The organism is Blautia sp. ZXY-1-C6 (assembly GCF_056339875.1).
This window is the reverse complement of sequence record NZ_JBWJVQ010000158.1, coordinates 5,001-26,076: the sequence shown is the minus strand read 5'-3', so window position 1 is coordinate 26,076 and position 21,076 is coordinate 5,001. Positions and strand designations below refer to the sequence as shown.

Genomic DNA, 21,076 nt, shown 5'->3' with positions numbered 1-21,076 from the left:
GTATTTGTATATTAAAATCTGCCAGTGTGTTATTCCGGCAGATTTTTTTGCAGGATTTTATCTGCTTCCTGCACAACTGATAATGTCTGCTTCGGCAGACCAAATCTTCATTTCAAGGAGGTTCATTATTATGAACACAGACAGATCAAAAACACTCAGAATGGTCATGCTCGCCATGATGGTTGCCATCGGCGTTGTCATCTCACCTATTCTGAGAATCGAGGGTATGTGCCCTACTGCACACCTGATAAACATCGTCTGTTCCGTACTTCTGGGACCGTGGTATTCACTACTTTGTGCCACTCTCATCGGAATCATCCGAATGATGTTTATGGGTATCCCGCCACTTGCACTGACAGGTGCCGTATTCGGCGCATTTTTATCAGGCGTTTTCTACCGCGCTTCTCATGGAAAGATTATCTGCGCAGTAATCGGTGAAATCTTCGGAACCGGTATCATCGGCTCTCTGGTTTCCTATCCTGTAATGGCATTTCTTATGGGCAGAAGCGGACTGAACGCATTTTTCTATACACCAATGTTTCTGGCAGCAACCTGCATGGGCGGCACCATTGCCTACTTCTTCCTGAAAGCATTAAGTCACGCAGGAATGCTTGCCAAATTTCAACAAAGCCTTGGAGCAAAAGTATATGACCGTAAATCAGACAAATCCCAGACAATTGACCAGAGCAGTACAGCCGCTGATTCATTGCATCACTAATCCGATTTCTATTCATGACTGTGCGAATATTATTTTGGCGGCCGGAGGCCGCCCGATCATGGCAGAACATCCTGCTGAAGTAGCTGAGATCACCAGCCATGCTCAGTCACTGGCACTGAATCTTGGAAATATCACCGATGCGCGTATGAAATCCATGCCTGAATCTCTGAAAATCGCTGCCAGTCTCCACATACCTGTTATGCTTGATCTGGTAGGAACCGCCTGCAGCAATCTGCGCTATGAATTTGCGCAGAAGCTTATGAACATCCACATGCCCGAACTCCTTAAAGGAAATATGTCTGAACTTCTTGCCATGTCCGGACAGACCGCACATGCAATCGGAATTGACGCAGGTGTACAGGATGTGCTTACAGATGCCAATCGTTCCCATCTGAAAGAACTTTTCCAGGAAAAAGCTTCCCAGTGGAATACCACACTTCTTATCACAGGCAAAGAAGATATGATCGTCTCTGCCAGTAAATGTGAATTTATCACAAACGGTACTCCTGCCATGTCACAGATCACAGGAACCGGATGTATGCTTGGAATGATCTGCGCCACCTATCTGGCAGTTACAGACCCATTTACAGCGGCCCTGTCAGCAGCCAGAGAATTTGGCACAGCAGGAGAAAGAGCAGAGAAAAACAGCTCCGGCCCCGGAAGCTTCCAGACAGAGCTGTTCGATCAGTTTTACAATCTTTTATAAAAAAGTTCCCGTCAGACAATATGGCCAAATTTCTTCCATATCATCTGCGGGAATTTTTTTATACTATTTCCGCACTACGCATCTTTCCCAGTTCTCGTCTCGCAAACACAATCGCCAGCGCAAATGCCGCTGCATCTGCGATCGGTCCTGCATACATCACTCCATCAATTCCCATAAACAATGGGAAGATAATGATCAATGGCAGAAGAAAAATCACCTGTCGTGTCAGAGACATTACAATACCCAGCTTCGCCATACCGATAGAAGTAAAGAAACCGGAAGATACCGGCTGGATACCGTTTGCAAAGGTCATAAACATAAATATTTTCAGATAACGTTCTGCAAACTGAAAATACAGCTCACTTCCTGTTCCAAAGATACCCACGATCTGGTGTGGAAATATCTGGAAACAGAAAAAGAATATCGTTGCAATTACTGTACAGGCAGTTACAGAATAACGGTATGCCTGTCGTACTCTGTCATATTTCTTTGCTCCGTAATTAAATCCCCAGATTGGCTGACTGCCCTGAGTAATTCCGATACAGATTGCCATAAATACCTGATTAACTTTGGAAATAACCCCAACACAGGCAATTGGAATATCACTTCCATATACAGAATTTGCTCCGTAATAACGCAGAATATTATTCAATACGATCTGCACGATCGCCATGGCAATCTGATTAATGCAGGATGCAAGTCCCAGAGAAATAATTGCTTTAAGATATGACAGTTTCGGTTTCAGCATCTCACCGGACAGATACATTTTTCGGAACTTACAAAAATACACAATTACCAGAACTCCGGAAGCAACCTGTCCGATCACTGTTGCCCATGCAGCACCTTTAATCCCCCATCCAAATCCAAAAATAAACAGCGGATCCAGAATAGTATTAATAATCGCACCTATCATAATGCAGACCATAGAATAAGTCGGACTTCTGTCTGCTCTGACCACATGATTCCCGCCGACAGACAAAATATAAAATGGAAGTCCAAATGCAGTAATACCTGTATAATCAACAGCATAAGGCATAACATCTGCAGTTGCCCCGAACAATGTCAGAAGTGGTTTCAGGAACATCAGTACAATCACAGCAAGTATCAGACCACTGATTGCCAGTGACGACAACGCAGTACCTGCAATCCCGCTGGCTTTCTTCTCCTGTCCTGCCCCCATTTCCAGATTATAATTTGATGCACCGCCAATTCCCAAAAGCAATGCCAGCGCAGTTGCGACCGTTGTAACAGGAAACGCCACATTCGTTGCCGCATTTCCCAGCATACCTACACCCTGTCCAATAAAAATCTGGTCCACGATATTATACATCGCACTGACCAGCATACTGATGATCGCAGGAATCGCAAACTTAGCGATCAGTCCACCCACGGGTGCTGTACCCAGCGGATTCTGTGCCTGCGAATTTATTTCCTGCGTACTTTGGTTACTTTTTCCCAAATAAACTCCTTCCTCTCTTTACATATTTGACACAATTTCTATCCCTGATAAATAATAACACACTTGTAGGAATAACTTTTATTATGCCGTTTCTTTATGCCGTATTATTTACTTTAACATTTATTCTCCTTCTCTGCAACGAAAAAGCAGGGGATTTATTGCATCCGTCAATAAATCACTCCTGCTTCTATTCTTAATGCCATCACTTTATGAACATTTTATATTTATTTTTCATACAAATCCTCTGATATTTTCTATACCTCCTCCAGACAAAACAGTCTAGCACTAACCGGATTTGGAAATTCTACGGTTAACTCTCCAGCCTCTTTATTCCACTTATAATTACATGGTTCTGCTTTCGGATAACCACATACCACTTTCAAATCCTGACCTTTTCTGTGCTCAACAGGAATTGTTGCAAAAGCAGTCTGACTGTTTCTTCTCCATACAGCCACATAATCTTTCTTACCTGCATTCAATCCCATGCTCACCCACGGATCGCGATATTTAGAAAGACCTAATGGCCAAAACGGTACTGCATTCTTGATATCTACACGGATTGTTTTATAATATGAGATTGCCTCTTTTACAAGATCAAATCTTTCCTGACTCAGATTTACCAGATGACCGCTCTGATGGATTCGAAGTAGTATTGCATTAACCATATTGAAAATTACTTCTTCCTTATCGCCTTCAGTCAGAGGATAAGACCAAATAGCAGCCTGCTCGGGCGTTAATGCCATTGGAGAATTTGCTGCGATTGTAGCATATCTTATATAGTCTTCCTGGTCACTGGTAGACTGAATGCTGTAACGTGAAAGCATTGCATAATCCATTCTCAGACCACCGCTTGAACAATTCTCAATAACCAGATCCGGATATTTTACAAAAATCCCATCCAGCCATTTCAGGTATGCACGGTTATGACCAAGAAGTCCATCACCTGCACTGTCCGCGTTCAGTTCTGTTCCAATTCCCGGTTCAATGTTGTAATCCATCTTAATATATCCAACGCCATATTCATTTACAAGACGATCGATAACTTCTGTTGCATGAGCAATAACTTCTGGATTACGGAAATCAAGCTGATATCGGCTTCTGTCATAAACCTTTTTTCCATGTCTCATAAAGTACCAGTCATCCGGAACCTTATCTGCTTTCGGGCATTTGATTCCCATAACTTCAAGTTCCAGCCATACTCCAGGGACCATTCCTTTCGAACGGATATAATCCATCACTTCTTTTAAGCCGCCCGGAAATCTTTCTTTGGATGGCAGCCATTCTCCAACACCATCCCACCAGAATCCTGCTGAATACCATCCACAGTCAACACAGAAATATTCGCAACCCGCTTCTTTTGCTTTATCAATCAGCGGAAGTTCTTTTTCTGTCGTAGGGTCTCCCCACAGACAATTCATATAGTCGTTAAAGATTACCGGAAGTTTTTCATTATCTTCATTCTTTCTTCTGATAGCACGACGATATTTTGTAAGTTCTCCTGCTGCCTCTTCCACATCTCCACATGCAGAACCGACACTTACCGGAACACTTGCAAAAGTATCACCCGGTTTCAAATTCTTCCACCAGTGAGACTGATGTTCTGTGGGGCCGGATAACTGCAAATACATATGTCCATCCTGATCACTGATTTCCCAGTACCAGGAACCATTCTGCTCAATCTGCCAGAACAGGATAGAATCTGTTTCTTTATTCTTCAGGCATCCCATAGGAAGATAATTCTTAGTAGACCAGTTTCCGGTATTTCCAACACTGATTGTCTGAGAAGAACGTCTTACTTTATCCGGCTGTGAAATAGACATACCTAGCTGATCCATACTGAAACGGTTCCAGATTAATTCCTTCTGCCATGCATTGCGTGCAATCAGAACTTCCAGTTTTTCATCAGTACTTAAAAGACCTTCTTTGTCAATACCAAGCAATGCAAAAGAAGATACATACTCAACTCCCAGATCTTCTTCTCCATTATTTTTTAACTCTGTCCAGCTTCTGATCACAGAGATTCCATCATAGAACTGAATATTACTGCATACTTCCAGTCCTGTAGGTTTATCTTCCATAAGGATCTCAAGTTTTCTTCCTGTCTCGTTTCGATAATCTTTCATATCTTTATATTTCAGGCGATAGCCAGGAGCAGTATAAGTATACTTTGTTCCATGGCGTTCACCCGGACGGTTTAAACCTGAAAGCAACACTTCTACCGGTCTGAAAGAAGCTGTTCCTTCACAGGAATTAATATCATTTTCATCAAACGGTAAGTTTGAAAAATGTAATAACTTAATCTCATTCTCATCTGTGATCTCATAGACCATGTTTAAATTATTTTCTTTAATTTCAATTCTCTTCATGATGTCTCACCAATACTTTCTTCTCTAAACTTATTCTCAATTTGCATCAACCTTTGACAGAACCACTCATTAAGCCTGCAAGGAAATATTTCTGCAGGAACAGGAAAATGATAGTTACCGGAATTACCGCAATAACAGATCCGGCCATCAGACCACCCCAGTCAATAGTATTTGCACCTTTGAATAACATGATCGCCGGTGTCAGTGTTCTGTATTTATCTGTAGAGATAAAGATGTAACCAAACATAAACTCGTTCCATGCATTAATAAATGCATATAATCCGGTAGAAATCAGACTTGGAACAGATAATGGTAAAATAATCTTGAAAATCGTCTGTGCTTTTCCACATCCGTCAATCTCAGCCGCCTCTTCCAGTGCCATCGGTACAGTATCGAAGAAACTGCTCATCATAAACGTACACAGCGGTATAACGAAAGTTGTATATGCCAGAATCAGACAAAGGTAAGTTTCCAGAATATGGAATTTCTGCATGATCATATATAACGGAACCAACAGAAGAACACCAGGGATCATCTGAGACAACATCATTGCAAAGTTGGAAACCTTTACAAGTTTCTGTTTATAGTAACGACTTAATGCATATCCTGCCATTACAGCAATTACCATAGAAAGTCCACAGGCAATTACAGATACGATAAAACTGTTCTTAATATAATTTATAAACCCTGCCTGGAACAGTACCTTCTTAAAATTCTCCAACGTAGGTGCATGAATCACAAAAGAAGGAATCGCCGTACGAATCTCGTCTTTTGGCTTAAATGCTGAAATCACCATCCAGATAAATGGGAATACACAATATATGGCAATTATAATAAGAAGAATATATGAAACGGTTTTTACAATCGTTTGATTTTTTTTATTCAACATATTTCCTTTTCCTCCTTTTAGCTTAAATCATCACTGATTTTCATTCTCTTTCTGTAATAGAAAAGGAACATAATAAACATCGCAGTAAACATCATCGTTGACAATGCAGACGCAGCGCCAACATCAAAGGTCTTCATTGAATACCTGTAGATCATGATTGGAAGTGTCTCTGTTGCATAGTTCGGTCCTCCCTCTGTCATAACCCAGATAAAGTCGAAGTTAATTGCAGTCCAGATAATATGAATAAATACAATTACAAGCGATACAGATTTCAACTGTGGTAAAGTAATTTTGAAAAATCTTGTAAACATTCCAGCACCATCTACTGCTGCCGCTTCATTCAAATCTGCTGGAATAGACTGCATTGCAGACAGGAATGAAATTGTATAATACGGGAAAGATCTCCAGATATTTACAAAAATTACAGTTGCCATTGCATATCTGGAATCACCAAGAAAATTAATCTTTTCAGAAATAAGTCCCACTTTCAGAAGCAGGTAATTGATAATACCAAAGTCTGGATTTAACATCCAGTCCCATGTCATACCTGCAACAATAATTGGAACCAGCCATGGGATAAATACTAAAGTACGGAAGATTGCTCTTCCTTTAAATTTCTGATTCAATAAAACTGCAGTAAGCATACCCATAATATATTCACCAGCTACAGAAAATACTGTCCAGAAAATTGTGTTTCTTATTGCCTGTGCAAAGTGTTCATCTGATACTACTTTCTTAAAGTTATCCAGACCGGCAAAACCTGTCATACTCTTATTGATCAGATGTACGTGTGAAAAAGCATCATGAAGAACCTTTCCCAGAGGATATGCAATCAGGCAGGCAAGGAAAATAAGAGCCGGCAGTAACATAACCAAAGCATATCTTCTTGCCTGCTGATCTCTTGTCAGTTTTCCGTCCGTTTTTTTCAGTAATTTTGACATATATAGCCTCCTATCTAAACATTTTCAGATAAGAAAAGCTGGAATGCTTTCACATCCCAGCATTTCTTTTAAAACGTTTATTCGCTCAGTTCACCATTTTCCTGTAAAGATGCATTTACTGCGTCACTCAGCCAGGAAGCTGCTTCTTCTGCAGTTTTACCTTCCTGAAGGACCTTAGCAATAGAATCTACCATTGCCTGATTGATTCCGCTTAATGTTACAGGAGGGAATGTTACACCTGTGTCAGCCAGTGCTGAGAAGTCTTTACTCCATTTGGAATCTGTAGATACATCAGAACGTGGGGATCTGTCAGCAAATGCTGCTTCCTGCCATTCTTTGCTGCAGAATGCTGTTGCAAGATCAAATGCTTCGTCCTTGTTCTCGCTGCCTTCCATAATAAACATTGGTTTACACTCCATGTATGTAGCAGGCTGTCCATCAGCTGGGTATGGAATCGGAGCTACAGATACATCACCCATAGTATCCGAGTTAGAAGATTCTCTCTCTGCAAGCCAGTTACCAGTTACATATGTTGATGTGATTCCTGTTGCAAAGTTTTCATCTGTTTCTTCCCATCCCCAGTTTTTAGCACTGGAATCGATAATCTTGTTGTCAATCAAATCCTGATAGAACTGGAATACTTTTGTTGCTTTTTCAAGTTCATCTTTATTTTCATTCCATGTGTTTTTGTATTTTCCATCATCCTGTGCAGATGCGATTTCCAGACCGTACTGTGCAAGATAAACCAGAAGTTCCTGAGAAGCACGAACGCCTGTGCATGCAACCTCTGTCAGATATTTACCATTATTATCATAGTAATCTGACTGAGCAAGTAAATCTTCCCATGTTGCAGGAGTTTCGATACCTGCAGTTTTCAGATCGTCATCATGTACCAGATATGCTCGAACTGTCATTTCATATGGGATACCAATAACTTTGTTATCAATTGTCATTGCATTTACAACAGAATCTGAAAGAGCATCTTTGTCTTCCCATTCGTTGAATTTGTCTGTAAGGTCAGCTACGATTCCCATGTTGTAGAATTCACCAACATATTCCGGAAGTCCCCAGATCAGATCTGGTACATTTCCACCTGCTGCAGCTGTCAGGATTTTTTCATGAAGCATATCATAGGTGAAATTTGTCTGGTTTACAGTATTTCCTGTTTCCTCTTCCCATTTCTGAATCATTTCCTGGCTTGCCTTTTCTGTGTCAGCGCCCTCTGTCCAGCAAGTCCATAATTCAATTGTTTTTCCTCCGTCTTTTGCAGATACACTTACCGGTGCTACCATCGTTCCCACCATTGCTGCAACCATAATTGCGGATACTACTTTCTTAAACATTCCTTTTCCTCCTTGTTTATTTTTAGTGATTCGGTATATTTCATACGATGTATATAGCATACCTTTTGTATATTTACAACAATTTAGGAGGGACTTCCAAATAATACCACTCTTTTCAATTAAAAATCCCACGTAAAATTATCTGTTGTTCTTCTTATATTTTGCAGGACTGCATCCATAAAAATCTCTGAATTTGTCCGTAAAAGTACGCACATCCTTATAGCCAACCTGACTGGCAAGCTCATAGGTTTTCATGTTTGTTTCCATCAGATACTGTAATGCTTTTTTCATTCTGACTTCCAGCAGATATGCCTTAAAATTCTCACCTGTTTCCTTCTTGAAAAAGGCACTGAAATAATAAGGATTCATATAAACCATCTGTGCCATTTTTTCCAGTGTAATGTCTTCACTGAAGTGTTCCGAAATATATTCTTTTACTTTAAAAATGGAATCATTCTCCTGGTTTCCTTTGCAAAATACACATTCATTTACAAACCGTTCCATAATACTCTTAAATTTTTTCTTCAGGTCTTCATATGTATTTTGTCCTCTCAGTGCTTCTACTTCTCTTTCCAGTTTCTTCCTGTTTTCCTCATCAATTACTTTACATTCCAACAGATCATGACATACATTCATCGCCAAGATAATACATCTGCTTTCCACTGCATAACAGCTTCCATAATGAAGATTCCTTATAATTTTCAGACTTTCGTCAAAAGAATCCTTCCAGTTTTCATCATGTCCTAATATTTTCTGAGTCAGCTCTTTACACTTCTTTTCAAACTCTTCAAAAGAATAATTATATACTCTTTCTACGTTTTGATAATAAATCGTTTCTTTCTGAGTAAAATAGTAAATACCAGCAGAGAATTTAGCAGTTTTATAAAGATATTCCACCTTATCTGCCTGCGTTGTAATTTCCCCGATTCCTGCTATCAATTCTACTCCATATTTCCCATAAACGATTTCTCTGATTCTGGAAATAATTGTTTCGGTTTCATTCTGCAAGTCTGTAGAATATAATACCAGGATGATAGTGCTACTATTTTCACTTCTTTTGGTTACAAATCCATTCCTGTTTTCTTCCAGATATTCTTCAATCTCCTTAAAAACTGCAAATCTCATTAATTCAAAACGGTTACTGTCCTGAATTCTCTGTACCAGATCACCTTTCAGCACAAAGCAGACACCTGCAAAATATTTCCCTTCATTCAATAATTCTTTTGAAACATGCAATTTTCTTTTTTTTCTTTTTACCGGAAAATTATTAATCTCTTTAAAAACGTTCTCTACATTTTGTTGTTCAATCTTCCAGACTGCCTCTGGCTGTTCCTGAACAATCTGATTCTTTGCCCTGTTGATTGCATTTTCCAGTTCTTCTACAGAAACAGGCTTCAGAAGGTAGTCCACTGCCCCATATGTTACAGCCTCTTTTGCATAGGAAAACTCTTGAAATCCACTCAGAAAAATAACCTTTGTTTTCAGCTTACGTTTATTTATTTCTTTTAAAACATCCAGTCCTGTCTTTTCCGGCATACTGATATCCGATATAATAATGTCTGGTTCCAGAGTATCCAGCAGATTCAAAAGTTGTTCTCCATCTTCAGCCTCCCCGACAACCTCCGTGTCCATCTTTCCCCATTCCATCATCTTTTTCAGACCACGTATAATCAGTGGTTCATCATCCGCAATGATAATTCGGTACATCTTAAACATCCTCCCAGATTAATGGCAGCCAGTATTTTACAATGGTGCCCATTCCTTCATATGCATCAATTTCCAGTCCGTACTCATTTCCGTACAAATGTTTAATACGGTCAGAAACATTTTTGACTCCTATGCTCATTCCTTTAATATCCTCTTCTGCTACTCTGGCATCACTCTTTAATAGTGCCTGAACTTCTTCCAGCCTTTCTTTATTTATTCCCACACCATTATCCATAACTGTAATCTCAAGAAAATCCATATTTTGTTTCGCCTGTACTACAACCTCTCCAGGTCCTTTATTCGGACGCAACCCATGCTTGACAGCATTCTCAACAACCGGCTGAATAATCAGATGCGGTACTCTGCATTTCCATAATTCCTTTGGTATTTCCACACTCAGAGAGAATCGGGAATCGTACCGCACTTCAATCAGTTTAAAGTAATTGGAAATACATGCGATCTCCTGCTGCAAAATAACCATATTGCCGGTTGTCCCGATCAGATATTTTAACTGCCCGGACAAACTGTCGATCATAGTAGCCACCAGCATGTCATCGTTTGTGATTGCAGACATTCTTATGACATCCAATGTATTATACAAATAGTGTGGCTGGATCTGTCTTTTCAGTGCTTCCAGTTCTGCATCTCTCTGTCTGATTTCCGCAACGTATGCCTTCTGAACATATTTGTTCAGATTTTCAGCCATCTGATTCATTCCATTTCCAATATCCTGAAACTCATCATTTGAATCAATATGTACTCTTGCATCCAAATCACCCTTTTCAATACAGCTCATGGTCTCTTTCAGCATCTGTACAGGTTTATTTAGTTTCTTTGAATAATACATATACACAAGCGCCAATAAACTTACTCCAATCACGATCAACAGCATTGTTGTATTTCTTATCATCTTGTAGGCACCTTCAATCGTTCCTGGTATTACCCTGTCAATAACAAGCCAATTTGTACCATCAACCTTCTGATATACAAGACATTCATTTTTCTGCTCCAGATATCCACTTTCCTTATTTTTCATAGCATCCAGGAGAATTCCATCATTTTGAGCATTTATTCCTTCATACTGTTTCTGTGAATGATAAATATATTTTCCGGAAGCAGAATCTACTACATATATTTCATGGTTTGTTCCATAACTTTCCTGTGTCAGCATCTTTTTTAAATAATCCGCCGAAATATCAATAAACAACGTCCCCAGAACTTCTGATCCTGCTTTTCGGATTGTAGCTGTATTCATAATATTTCTGTAAATTGTAAAATCATTTTTCTGTGAATTTCTATAATATTTTGTTTCATGAGTGGACATGATCTGTACATTTCTGGAACCTATCAGATAATGACTCTTATACCATTCCTGCATTTCCTGTTCATCGATCAGCAATTCCGGCGCTTTCATAGAAGAATACATTTTTCCATCCGGAGTAACAAAAAATACATGATCAATTGCCTCATTCATATACAGGATTGTCCGAAGAATTTTTGTAATCATTGCATTCCTCCCTGTTTCAGACATTCCCGTATCTTCAAACAACTCATAAAAATAATCATAATCAGAAACACTACTCTTATAAATATATTCCGTATCATCCGCAATTTCGGTTATAAGATCCGAAATATTCTTTGCCATAATCTGATCTGTCATAGAAAAATTTCCAAGAATATTTTCATACATCGTATTTGAATATACATTATAGATCAGCATTCCCATGAGCAAAAAAGGAATCAAACCCATAAACAGAAACATAATTACCAGTTTTGCGTAGAAACTCCTGAATCTGATCTGTGGTTTTTTCATAAAAATTACTCCTCCTGTGCCTCTCTGTCCCATGCCTGATCTATTTCTTCAGCAGTCTTTTCTACCGTATATTCTCCTGTATACAGTTCTTTTAATATCTTGTTGACATCAGTCAGAAAAGACGATGCTGTTCCCTGCATTCCCAGATACACTGTATTCTTATCTGCATATCTGTAATCTTTCAGAAGTTTCTGCTGAGCAGAAGGTGCCGGATAAATAATCGCCTCCTTCGTTACCGGAAGCCCATACATTCCCTGTATCATACTTCTGTAATTTTCTTTTGTGTAAAAAAATTTCAGAAACCTCTGTGCAGCCTCTTTTTTTCTGGTATCTTCTGTACATGTCTCTGACAATGCCCAGTAAGCATTATTTCTCGTCAAAGCCGTAAGATGTCCATTGTCATTTCCCAGAAAAAACCATCCCAGACGATAAGTTACCGGATCCTGATCTTCTGGAATTTCCTCTCCCAGAGAAGTTTTATCCGATTCTGTAGACATTGGATATGCATCTATTATCTTGGTAAAAAGCCAGGGTCCCGCATATATCATTGCAAACTGATTTTCCGTCATTCTGGTTACAATCTGGTTCTCTGTCATATTTTCCGAATCTTCCAGAATATATCCTTTTGAAAAAAGTTCCTTTAAGTCTTCTAACATATGTATGGATTCTGCACTTGTAAATTTCACGCTTCTCTCTTTTCTCATTTCCAACCAGTCCGGATTCTCTTCCATAATATCTTTCTGGAAGAAATAATTAAGCCAGTATGTCATATTTTCTTCCTGATTACCGCCAATTGCCAATGGACAAATTCCTTCTGCCTTCAACGTATCACAAATCTGAATAAATTCTTCATAAGAATCCGGTATTTCCAGATCATATTTTTTAAATATATTTTTGTTATAAATTACACCATTTGTGGTCGCGTATATCGGCAGACCATAACTCTTTTTATTAATCACAATCACATTGGTCACCATATTGCTTACCTCCGCATCAATTGCCCCCAGCTTTCCCGCATCAGCAAACGCATCAACATTTTCCAGCTCAAAAATATCAGGAAATTCGTCCAGTGCCTCCTTTACCTTAAGTTCGTTTTCACAGTTTGCTTCTCCTGAATTTTCTGTGTTAATAATAATATCAGGGTTCTGTGCCATAAACTCATCGCATAAAGTTTCCATCGCTGCCACCCATGTTACATCTGAACCAGAATACAAAAGTGAAAGTTCAACTATATCCTCTATACTGTCACTGTCTTCTGCCTTTACCTCTTTCATATTTGCACTCCCGATTAAGCTTCCTATAAGAATCACAATAAAAAACATACCTTTTTTTATTCTCATTTACATAATCTCTCCCTTTAAGTTTCTATCATTTTCAAGACTATATCTGATGTTTCTGGTGTCAGTTGTCATATTTCGTGCATGAAGTCCCCTATATGCAGACGGTGTAAGTCCATAAAATTTTTCAAAAGTATAAGAAAAATGCTGTCTGCTGTTATATCCGGAAGCAAATGCAATATCCGTAATTCCAAAACTACTATTGCAAAGCAGAAATACTGCCTGCTCCAATCTTTTCTGGTTTATATAATGATTGATCGTACATCCTATCTTGTCTGTAAACAATGCCTGAAGATATGATTTGTTAATATCCACATATGCCGCAATCTCTGGTATGCTGATTTCTTCCAGAAAATGTTTATCTATATAATCACAAGCTTTTTTCAAATAGATAACTCCTTGTGTGTTCTTCTTTAAGCTTATACAATATGTTAATTCTACCATCGTTCTACTGAACAGAAGTCCAAAAAGGAACTCCTGATCATCCACCTTATTCTGGCTCTTCTGAAGATAAGACAGTAAATCTTTTATTGCATATCCCAGATTTCTTCCATCATTTGCAGCGATATATCCCTGTGGCATCTGAAAACATTTCTGAAAATCCCGAATCTTCTCAAGCAAAATTTCTGCCTCCACTGCCGTTTCTTCTGAAGTCAGCGCAAACTCCAGATTCAATACAGAACACGGCCTCCCTTCTGTAATTTCCAGTTGATGCTGTATTCCGGGCAAAATATAAATAAACTCACTGGATTTCATTCGTAACCATTCATTCTGACAAAAAATCCTGCATTCTCCCGACGTTACATACATAATTTCAAAACTATCATGAGCATGACATTTCATATGATATTTTACCAACGATAACGCATAAAATGCAGTTACTTTAAAATACTGTTTCTCTTTTTGAAATATTCGATACATGACCAACTCTCCTTGTGTACCAATAAATTGATTTCCTGAACAATCTCGCATCTATAACAATCCTAACACATTTTTTGCTTTTTTACATCACACTCAAAAATTAAATGCGATAATATCTTGCATTTCATTATACAGCCGATAATAACTGTCACCAAACTTCTTAATAGACTATATACTGTAAAAAAACACAGGAGGGATTTTTATATGAGTTTTAAAATTGCATTTATTGGTGCAGGAAGTCTTGTATTTGCCAGAACATTATTTACAGATATTATATCTGTACCTGAATTTCACAATATCGAAATTGCCTTCACTGACATTAATCCGGACAATCTTGAAAAGACAAGAGAATTATGTCAGAGAGATCTGGACGCAAACAATATTCCAATCAGAATTGAAGCAACAACCAATCGTCGTGACGCCTTCAAAGATGCACGTTATATTGTTAACTGTGTGCGTATCGGTGGGCTTGAAGGATTTGAAACAGATGTAGAGATTCCATTGAAATATGGAATAGACCAATGTGTAGGGGATACCTTATGTACTGGTGGAATTATGTATGGACAGCGTGTTATCGCAGAAATGCTGAACTTTTGTAAAGACATTCGTGAAGTTTCCGAACCTGGAGCAATCATGCTGAACTATTCCAATCCAAACGCAATGGCTACATGGGCCTGTAACAAATATGGAAAAGTCCGCACTATCGGACTTTGTCATGGCGAAATTCACGGAGAACAGCAGATTTCAGAAGTTCTTGGTATTCCAAGAGAAGAGCTGGATGTCATCTGTGCCGGAATCAATCACCAGACCTGGTACATTTCTGTAAAACATAATGGAGAAGATATGATTCCTAAACTTCTGGCAGGATTCGAAGCGCATCCTAAATTCAGTCAAGAAGAAAAAGTCCGCATTGATATGTTAAAACGTTTCGGATACTATTCTACCGAATCCAATGGACATCTCTCCGAATATGTAGCCTGGTACCGCAAACGCCCTGATGAAATCAAAGACTGGATTAATCTTTATAACTGGATAAACGGCGAAACTGGTGGATACCTCCGTGTTACACGAGAAGAACGTAACTGGTTTGAAACAGATTTCCCGAAGATTCTGGCAGAACCAGCAAAAAAATTAGATGGTTCTGAACGAAGCAAAGAACACGCTTCTTATATTATTGAATCTCTGGAAACAGGACGTCATTACAGAGGACACTTTAATATTATGAATGAAGGATGCATCACAAATCTTCCATGGGAATCGGTAGTTGAAGTTCCCTGTTATGTAGATGGAAACGGAATCAGCATTCCTAAAGTAGGTGACCTTCCACTTGGCTGCGCAGCAGTATGCTCACAATCAATCTGGGTACAAAAGCTGGCAGTTGAAGCTGCAGTTCATGGCGATGTACAGCTTCTGAAACAGGCAGCTATGATGGATCCACTGACAGGTGCTGTATGCAACCCACCTGAAATCTGGCAGATGATTGATGAAATGCTGGTCGCTCAGGAACAATGGCTTCCACAGTACACAGAAGCAATCAAAGCGGCCAAAGAACATCTTGCAAATGACCCGCTGATTCCAACAAAAGATTACCATGGTGCTGCAAGGCTCCGCGAAAAAACCCCTGAAGAAGTAGCCGCAGAACGCGATGCACGTAAAATCACAGCCTGATTTTTCCAGAATGCTAATATACGAAAAATATACAAAATACAGCATGCTTATTAATACATATATCCTTCTAAATACAAAAGCTGACACATTCATCTGTGCCAGCTTTTTGTATTTTATCTGTAAATTTATATCAAATAATTCCCTGTCACTTCTCAGAAACAATTTATACTGTTTCTAATACTGGCAAAGCCCTGCCCTATGCATATTGCATTTTTTAACCGAATCAAGTAAGTCCCCTGCTTCAATTGCAAATATCCGCTTGACTTGAAACGTATGACTTACTTATTTTTAATCAGTCTATAGCAATTAAAACAGGAAACTTTCTCAGTTCAGCTAAAATCTCGTACGTTTATTCACATATTTCGCCTTATACTTAGAATAAACAATCGTCTGATCCTTATACAATCCATAATATCCCGAAGCCGCATAGCTGATAGAAACCGCAATCAGATAAAAAGGAACTCCCTTAAATCCAAACATTTCAAATGCGATCAGAATTGATGTGATCGGGCAGTTTGTCACTCCACAGAATACCGCCGTCATTCCACATGCAGCACAGATAGATGGCGAAAATCCCAGCCAGTTTCCCATCACACATCCAAAGGTAGCTCCTATACAGAACGAAGGAACAATTTCCCCGCCTCGGAATCCTGCACGCATTGTCAATGCAGTCAGTACCAGTTTCCAGAAGAAGTCCAGAGGTCTTGCATGTCCTTCCTCCACTGCCTTCTCAATCAGCTCTGCACCTGCACCCATATAATCTGAAGTTCCCATAAGTAATGTAATTCCAATCACCAGACAGGATCCCACAACTACACGCACATATGGATTCTTAAACCACCTTCCATATGCTCCGGCAACTCCATTCAGCACCATACAGAATACAATACTAATCACTGCACATCCAACAGCGATAGCACCCATTTTCAAACCTGTTTCAATAGTCAGCTTCGGAATATCCACTACATGAAAAGTCTCCGGTGTAACTCCCATTCCTGCCGCAAATCCGGATGCAACCAGGGAAGCAATCATACAAGGCATCAAAGCTGTATAATACATCACTCCTACACTGACTACCTCCAGTGCAAAAACAGCCGCAGCCATCGGTGTTCCAAACAATGCAGAGAATGCTGCACTCATACCACACATAACAATTACATGTCGGTCTTCCTCATCCAGATGAATCCAACGTCCAAGCTGATTGGCAATACTTCCACCAAGCTGTATTGCCGCACCTTCACGTCCTGCAGAGCCACCTGCCAGATGCGTAAGTGCTGTAGAAATGAAAATCAGAGGTGCAGATAAAATCGGCACATCGTCCTGTGATCTCACAGTAGAAAGCACCTGATTCGTACCTCCATCATCCTTACCAAATTTCTCATACAGGTATACAATAATTAATCCCATCACCGGAAGCAGATAGAACATCCATTCATTTTCTTTCCTGCAATTTGTCACACTCTTCAGCACAAAAGAAAACAGTGTACTCGCCGCTCCTGTAATACATCCTACAAGTACCGCGATCATCAGCCATTTTACAAGATTTCCCACATCACGCTGAATCTCACTACTATAATATTGAAGCTTTTTTTTCAGTAAGCTTTTCGCTTCCGTACTTTGTTCTTCCGTGTCATTCTCCTGATCTGCACGCTTTTCCTCTTTCTCCATTTCCCCCTCTTACCTTTCCTTATTATTTTACATACAAATTTGCTATTTCTATTTTAGCATACATTTTCCATATCTACCAGAAAGATAAGACAGAGAAAATAAAGGTTATTGGAATTATATGTTACTGTTCACTCCGTTCACAGTAACGTAGCCAAAATTCATTCCAGATTGCCTGCGGCAATGGAATTTTGGCTTGTATGTCTCGGGATTTTGGCATATTCATGCCAAAACACCTCGCGGAATAGAGGTGTGTGAACAGTAACAATTATATTACTGCTCACTCAGGCGTAGATTCACAATTGTATCCGATAACTTACTTAATTCGTTTAAAATGCAGTACATATATTAACGTTTTTCCCAACGTCTTCCTTCTCTGCAAAAGGTCCGGGAATTACCTTGGCACCTCTGTGTCCTCCAAAGTAATCGGTATCAAATGTTATCGGTGTTCCATCCGGATTTTCGAAGAATTCTTCCGGCTCAAAAGCTTTTCCCAAAACTTCTGTATTGATCATACGTCCGGAGAAATCTTCAAGAATCTCATATATATTTGTATCCAGGAAATATTTTCCGTCTTTCTCTGTTAATTCTACCTTCACATTCTCAGAAGAAACGAACCCATTTTTCTCATGTTTCCATGCCTTTGCACCATTAAGATAAACATTTCCTTCACTCCATACCGGTAAATGATCAAAATGAACTGATTCCAGTTTCTTCATGTCTGCAGGTTTTGTAAAATCAAACTGTGAAATCCATTCATCATACGTTGGATACTCATCAAACATCCAGGTTCCGACTTTTCTGTTTTCAGAATCAAATCCATCATCAGAATCATGCATTGTAATAAAATCTTCTGAAGGCCATTTCTGGACGAAAATATTATTATAGAAACGATCATCTCCATGAAGTATAGTCATAAATCCCATAACCTCTGTACGATGAGGCATATGATATGGTGTATAACGCCAACTGGTTCCTTCGCCTACACAAGTTAAAGCACCGCAGATCAGATTATGTACCATAGCAACACCCTGAGTAGCAAAACGCAGGCTGGCATCTGATAAAAGGATATTGTTATCAATAAGAGTAGGACCATGACCTACTTCAACAAAAATATCCTGGCACATCATACCACCTTTCAACTGTTTAGCAAATGCCGGACGCTGATTGTCATGGAGCAGGTTCTGAGAAAGTCGTGTACCCTGAGCTTCCCAATCACACCAGATTCCCATAGTACAATGATGAATATGATTTCTTCTCATAATAACATCAATTGCAGCATGCATTTTAATTCCGGCAATTTCTGCTCCGCCCAATTCCATCATATTGTTGATATGGTGAATATGATTATCCTCAATAATACTGAATACACCACCCATACGCCCGATAATACCACCCTGCTCACAGTGGTGGATATTGTTTCGGCGGATAATATGACTTCCTACTTTTTCCTTAAGCCAGCCATGATACTGTCCACGGCATACCGCGTCTCTTTCCATTTGAGTTGGACTCTTAACATATTTATTAGTAAAATAATGATCATTTTCCGGATCATAATATTTTCCAAGAGAAATTCCTGCACATTTGCTGTTAGAAATTTCGCAATCCTCAATGATCCATCCTTTACTCCAGTGAGGCCCGATCATGCCATCCTGATAAGCTGCAGGCGGTGCCCAGGTAGTTGCTGCTTTTGTAACTACGAAACCACTGACTGTGATATATCCAACACCTGTTTTTGATGGCATAAAGCATTCACGGCGTACATTAATTTCTACATTTTCCTCATTTGGATCTGCTCCATGAAAATTCGCATAAATTACTGTCTCATCTTTTTCCTGATCCTGTTCTGTGTACCATTTATAAGTAGATTCCTCTGGAACCCAACTACACTCATAAACCTCGGCTTTAATACATTCCTCTACACTTCCAGCCTCATAAAGTGCTCGGTTATTAAGATATACACATCCTGTATGTTTGTCAGCTTTAGCAAAATACCAGTCTCCATATACCATAGTTGTATATGGATTATAGTTGCCAAAAAGACTGTTCGCAACACGGCATACCCATACGTTTTCCTTATAAGGAACCCATGACTGAATTCGTTCTGCTCCGGTAATAACTGCCCCAAGAGGCTCTACACTCCTGTAAGTAATTCTGGCATCCTCTCTACCCGCATGAACAGGATCTACATATTCCCGATAAACTCCAGGAGCTACCCAAACTTCATCCCCCGGCTGTGCAATTTTTGCTGCATCATTAATATGACGAAACGGCATCTGTTCTGTACCATTACCATCATGACCAGCATTTACATTTACATAAATCTTCATGAAAAACCCTCCCATATATGTTTCTATTATAGCAATCCTCGTAAATAATGCATTTAAGACAGTTCAGCATGATTTCACACTCTGATGGGCTGGATTAAGATGTATTATTTTAGAGAATTAATAGATTTTATAAATTTTGCTTATAATTTTAAAACCCATTTTCCTGCAAGACAATATATTTTTAATCCCACTTTCTATAATTTTCTATGTAAATGGTCAGAAGTTTCAGACATTCCTTTCTATAGATTTTTGCACACAAAAAAACCAGCTAGATGATAGCTGGTTTTTACTGTACCTTCAAAACTACATACATGTTGACATTTCCTTGAGATTCATTCTTCCTGCGATTCTTGGTCAAGCCCTCACCCGATTAGTAACAGTCAGCTCCATGTGTTGCCACACTTCCACCTCTGCCCTATCTACCTCGTCGTCTTCAAGGGGGTTTACTTCTTTCGAATGGGATATCTCATCTTAAGGGGGGCTTCACGCTTAGATGCCTTCAGCGTTTATCCCTTCCGGGCTTGGCTACTCGGCCGTAGACTTGGCAGTCTAACCGATGCACCAGCGGCCCGTCCATCCCGGTCCTCTCGTACTAAGGACAGCTCCTCTCAGATATCCTACGCCCACGCCGGATAGGGACCGAACTGTCTCACGACGTTCTGAACCCAGCTCGCGTACCGCTTTAATGGGCGAACAGCCCAACCCTTGGGACCTACTACAGCCCCAGGATGCGATGAGCCGACATCGAGGTGCCAAACCACTCCGTCGATGTGAACTCTTGGGAGTGATAAGCCTGTTATCCCCAGGGTAGCTTTTATCCGTTGAGCGATGGCATTCCCACTTAATACCACCGGATCACTAAGCCCTACTTTCGTACCTGCTCCACCCGTCGGTGTCGCAGTCAAGCTCCCTTCTGCCTTTGCACTCTTCGAATGGTTTCCGTCCATTCTGAGGGAACCTTTGGGCGCCTCCGATACCCTTTCGGAGGCGACCGCCCCAGTCAAACTCCCCGTCTGGCATTGTCCCACCGCCGGGTCACGGCGGCTGGTTAGAAACCCAATACTGCAAGGGTGGTATCCCAACAGCGGCTCCATGGCAACTGGCGTTACCATCTCCTAAGCCTCCCACCTATCCTGTACATGCAATACCGAGTCCCAGTACCAGACTGGAGTAAAGCTCCATGGGGTCTTTCCGTCCTGGCGCAGGTAACCAG

14 protein-coding genes and 1 rRNA gene (1 of these 15 running past the window's edge) are annotated in these 21,076 nt (G+C 39.9%); 3 read left to right on the top strand and 12 right to left on the bottom strand.

The window, feature by feature from the left end; genetic code table 11:
* Nucleotides 1-130: 130 nt before the first annotated feature.
* Together thiW and thiM are read left to right on the top strand one after the other, a co-directional pair.
* Nucleotides 131-718, top strand: a complete 588-nt coding sequence (thiW, locus tag AC075J_RS07050; RefSeq protein WP_020993246.1) for an energy coupling factor transporter S component ThiW — start codon at nt 131-133, stop codon at nt 716-718.
* Nucleotides 648-1,424: a hydroxyethylthiazole kinase gene (gene thiM, locus AC075J_RS07045; protein WP_008705452.1), complete on the top strand. Its 777-nt coding sequence runs from the start codon at nt 648-650 to the stop codon at nt 1,422-1,424. The genes thiW and thiM overlap by 71 nt, the downstream gene beginning before the upstream one ends.
* 58 nt (nt 1,425-1,482) lie before the next feature.
* Here thiM and AC075J_RS07040 read toward each other — a convergent pair whose 3' ends face one another.
* The 9 genes from AC075J_RS07040 to AC075J_RS07000 form a co-directional block, all read right to left on the bottom strand.
* Entirely contained in the window at nt 1,483-2,883 is a 1,401-nt protein-coding gene (locus AC075J_RS07040) for an MATE family efflux transporter (protein WP_476390180.1), read from the bottom strand.
* A gap of 254 nt (nt 2,884-3,137) precedes the next feature.
* Nucleotides 3,138-5,249: a glycoside hydrolase family 36 protein gene (locus tag AC075J_RS07035; RefSeq protein WP_173684013.1), complete on the bottom strand. Its 2,112-nt coding sequence runs from the start codon at nt 5,247-5,249 to the stop codon at nt 3,138-3,140.
* 46 nt (nt 5,250-5,295) lie between these two features.
* Nucleotides 5,296-6,138 (bottom strand): carbohydrate ABC transporter permease, encoded by an 843-nt coding sequence (locus AC075J_RS07030; protein WP_055060617.1) that lies wholly within the window; start codon nt 6,136-6,138, stop codon nt 5,296-5,298.
* Nucleotides 6,139-6,155: 17 nt separating this feature from the next.
* Nucleotides 6,156-7,079 (bottom strand): carbohydrate ABC transporter permease, encoded by a 924-nt coding sequence (locus AC075J_RS07025; protein WP_055060616.1) that lies wholly within the window; start codon nt 7,077-7,079, stop codon nt 6,156-6,158.
* Nucleotides 7,080-7,156: 77 nt separating this feature from the next.
* Complete coding sequence (locus AC075J_RS07020; protein ID WP_118342314.1) at nt 7,157-8,422, bottom strand: extracellular solute-binding protein; 1,266 nt, start codon at nt 8,420-8,422, stop codon at nt 7,157-7,159.
* A 138-nt stretch (nt 8,423-8,560) separates the two neighbouring features.
* Nucleotides 8,561-10,129 (bottom strand): response regulator transcription factor, encoded by a 1,569-nt coding sequence (locus AC075J_RS07015; protein ID WP_173684012.1) that lies wholly within the window; start codon nt 10,127-10,129, stop codon nt 8,561-8,563.
* A 1-nt stretch (nt 10,130) separates the two neighbouring features.
* The gene (locus tag AC075J_RS07010; protein ID WP_055060613.1) at nt 10,131-11,942 is read right to left on the bottom strand and encodes a sensor histidine kinase; all 1,812 of its coding nucleotides are present in this window, start codon (nt 11,940-11,942) and stop codon (nt 10,131-10,133) included.
* A gap of 5 nt (nt 11,943-11,947) precedes the next feature.
* Nucleotides 11,948-13,282 carry an ABC transporter substrate-binding protein gene (locus tag AC075J_RS07005; RefSeq protein WP_118342319.1) on the bottom strand — a complete coding sequence of 445 codons (1,335 nt, stop codon included), beginning with the start codon at nt 13,280-13,282 and terminating at the stop codon, nt 11,948-11,950.
* Entirely contained in the window at nt 13,283-14,200 is a 918-nt protein-coding gene (locus AC075J_RS07000) for an AraC family transcriptional regulator (RefSeq protein WP_349830722.1), read from the bottom strand.
* Between the two features lie 204 nt (nt 14,201-14,404).
* Here AC075J_RS07000 and melA point away from each other — a divergent pair, with 204 nt between their 5' ends.
* Nucleotides 14,405-15,868, top strand: a complete 1,464-nt coding sequence (melA, locus tag AC075J_RS06995) for an alpha-galactosidase (protein WP_476390179.1) — start codon at nt 14,405-14,407, stop codon at nt 15,866-15,868.
* A gap of 333 nt (nt 15,869-16,201) precedes the next feature.
* Here the strand turns inward: melA and AC075J_RS06990 are convergent, their stop codons facing one another.
* From AC075J_RS06990 to AC075J_RS06980, 3 genes are all read right to left on the bottom strand, one after another.
* Nucleotides 16,202-17,536: a chloride channel protein gene (locus tag AC075J_RS06990; RefSeq protein WP_476390178.1), complete on the bottom strand. Its 1,335-nt coding sequence runs from the start codon at nt 17,534-17,536 to the stop codon at nt 16,202-16,204.
* A 326-nt stretch (nt 17,537-17,862) separates the two neighbouring features.
* Complete coding sequence (locus AC075J_RS06985; RefSeq protein WP_025580868.1) at nt 17,863-19,863, bottom strand: right-handed parallel beta-helix repeat-containing protein; 2,001 nt, start codon at nt 19,861-19,863, stop codon at nt 17,863-17,865.
* A gap of 350 nt (nt 19,864-20,213) precedes the next feature.
* A 23S ribosomal RNA gene (locus tag AC075J_RS06980) occupies nt 20,214-21,076 on the bottom strand; it runs 2,026 nt beyond the window's last position.

What these genes read in the sequence shown, in the direction of transcription:
- thiW (WP_020993246.1), top strand. Translation starts at nt 131, where the DNA reads ATGAACACAGACAGATCAAAAACACTCAGAATGGTCATGCTCGCCATG.
- thiM (WP_008705452.1), top strand. Translation starts at nt 648, where the DNA reads ATGACCGTAAATCAGACAAATCCCAGACAATTGACCAGAGCAGTACAG.
- AC075J_RS07035 (WP_173684013.1), bottom strand. Translation starts at nt 5,249, where the DNA reads ATGAAGAGAATTGAAATTAAAGAAAATAATTTAAACATGGTCTATGAG.
- AC075J_RS07030 (WP_055060617.1), bottom strand. Translation starts at nt 6,138, where the DNA reads ATGTTGAATAAAAAAAATCAAACGATTGTAAAAACCGTTTCATATATT.
- AC075J_RS07025 (WP_055060616.1), bottom strand. Translation starts at nt 7,079, where the DNA reads ATGTCAAAATTACTGAAAAAAACGGACGGAAAACTGACAAGAGATCAG.
- AC075J_RS07020 (WP_118342314.1), bottom strand. Translation starts at nt 8,422, where the DNA reads ATGTTTAAGAAAGTAGTATCCGCAATTATGGTTGCAGCAATGGTGGGA.
- AC075J_RS07015 (WP_173684012.1), bottom strand. Translation starts at nt 10,129, where the DNA reads ATGTACCGAATTATCATTGCGGATGATGAACCACTGATTATACGTGGT.
- AC075J_RS07010 (WP_055060613.1), bottom strand. Translation starts at nt 11,942, where the DNA reads ATGAAAAAACCACAGATCAGATTCAGGAGTTTCTACGCAAAACTGGTA.
- AC075J_RS07005 (WP_118342319.1), bottom strand. Translation starts at nt 13,282, where the DNA reads ATGAGAATAAAAAAAGGTATGTTTTTTATTGTGATTCTTATAGGAAGC.
- AC075J_RS07000 (WP_349830722.1), bottom strand. Translation starts at nt 14,200, where the DNA reads ATGTATCGAATATTTCAAAAAGAGAAACAGTATTTTAAAGTAACTGCA.
- melA (WP_476390179.1), top strand. Translation starts at nt 14,405, where the DNA reads ATGAGTTTTAAAATTGCATTTATTGGTGCAGGAAGTCTTGTATTTGCC.
- AC075J_RS06990 (WP_476390178.1), bottom strand. Translation starts at nt 17,536, where the DNA reads ATGGAGAAAGAGGAAAAGCGTGCAGATCAGGAGAATGACACGGAAGAA.
- AC075J_RS06985 (WP_025580868.1), bottom strand. Translation starts at nt 19,863, where the DNA reads ATGAAGATTTATGTAAATGTAAATGCTGGTCATGATGGTAATGGTACA.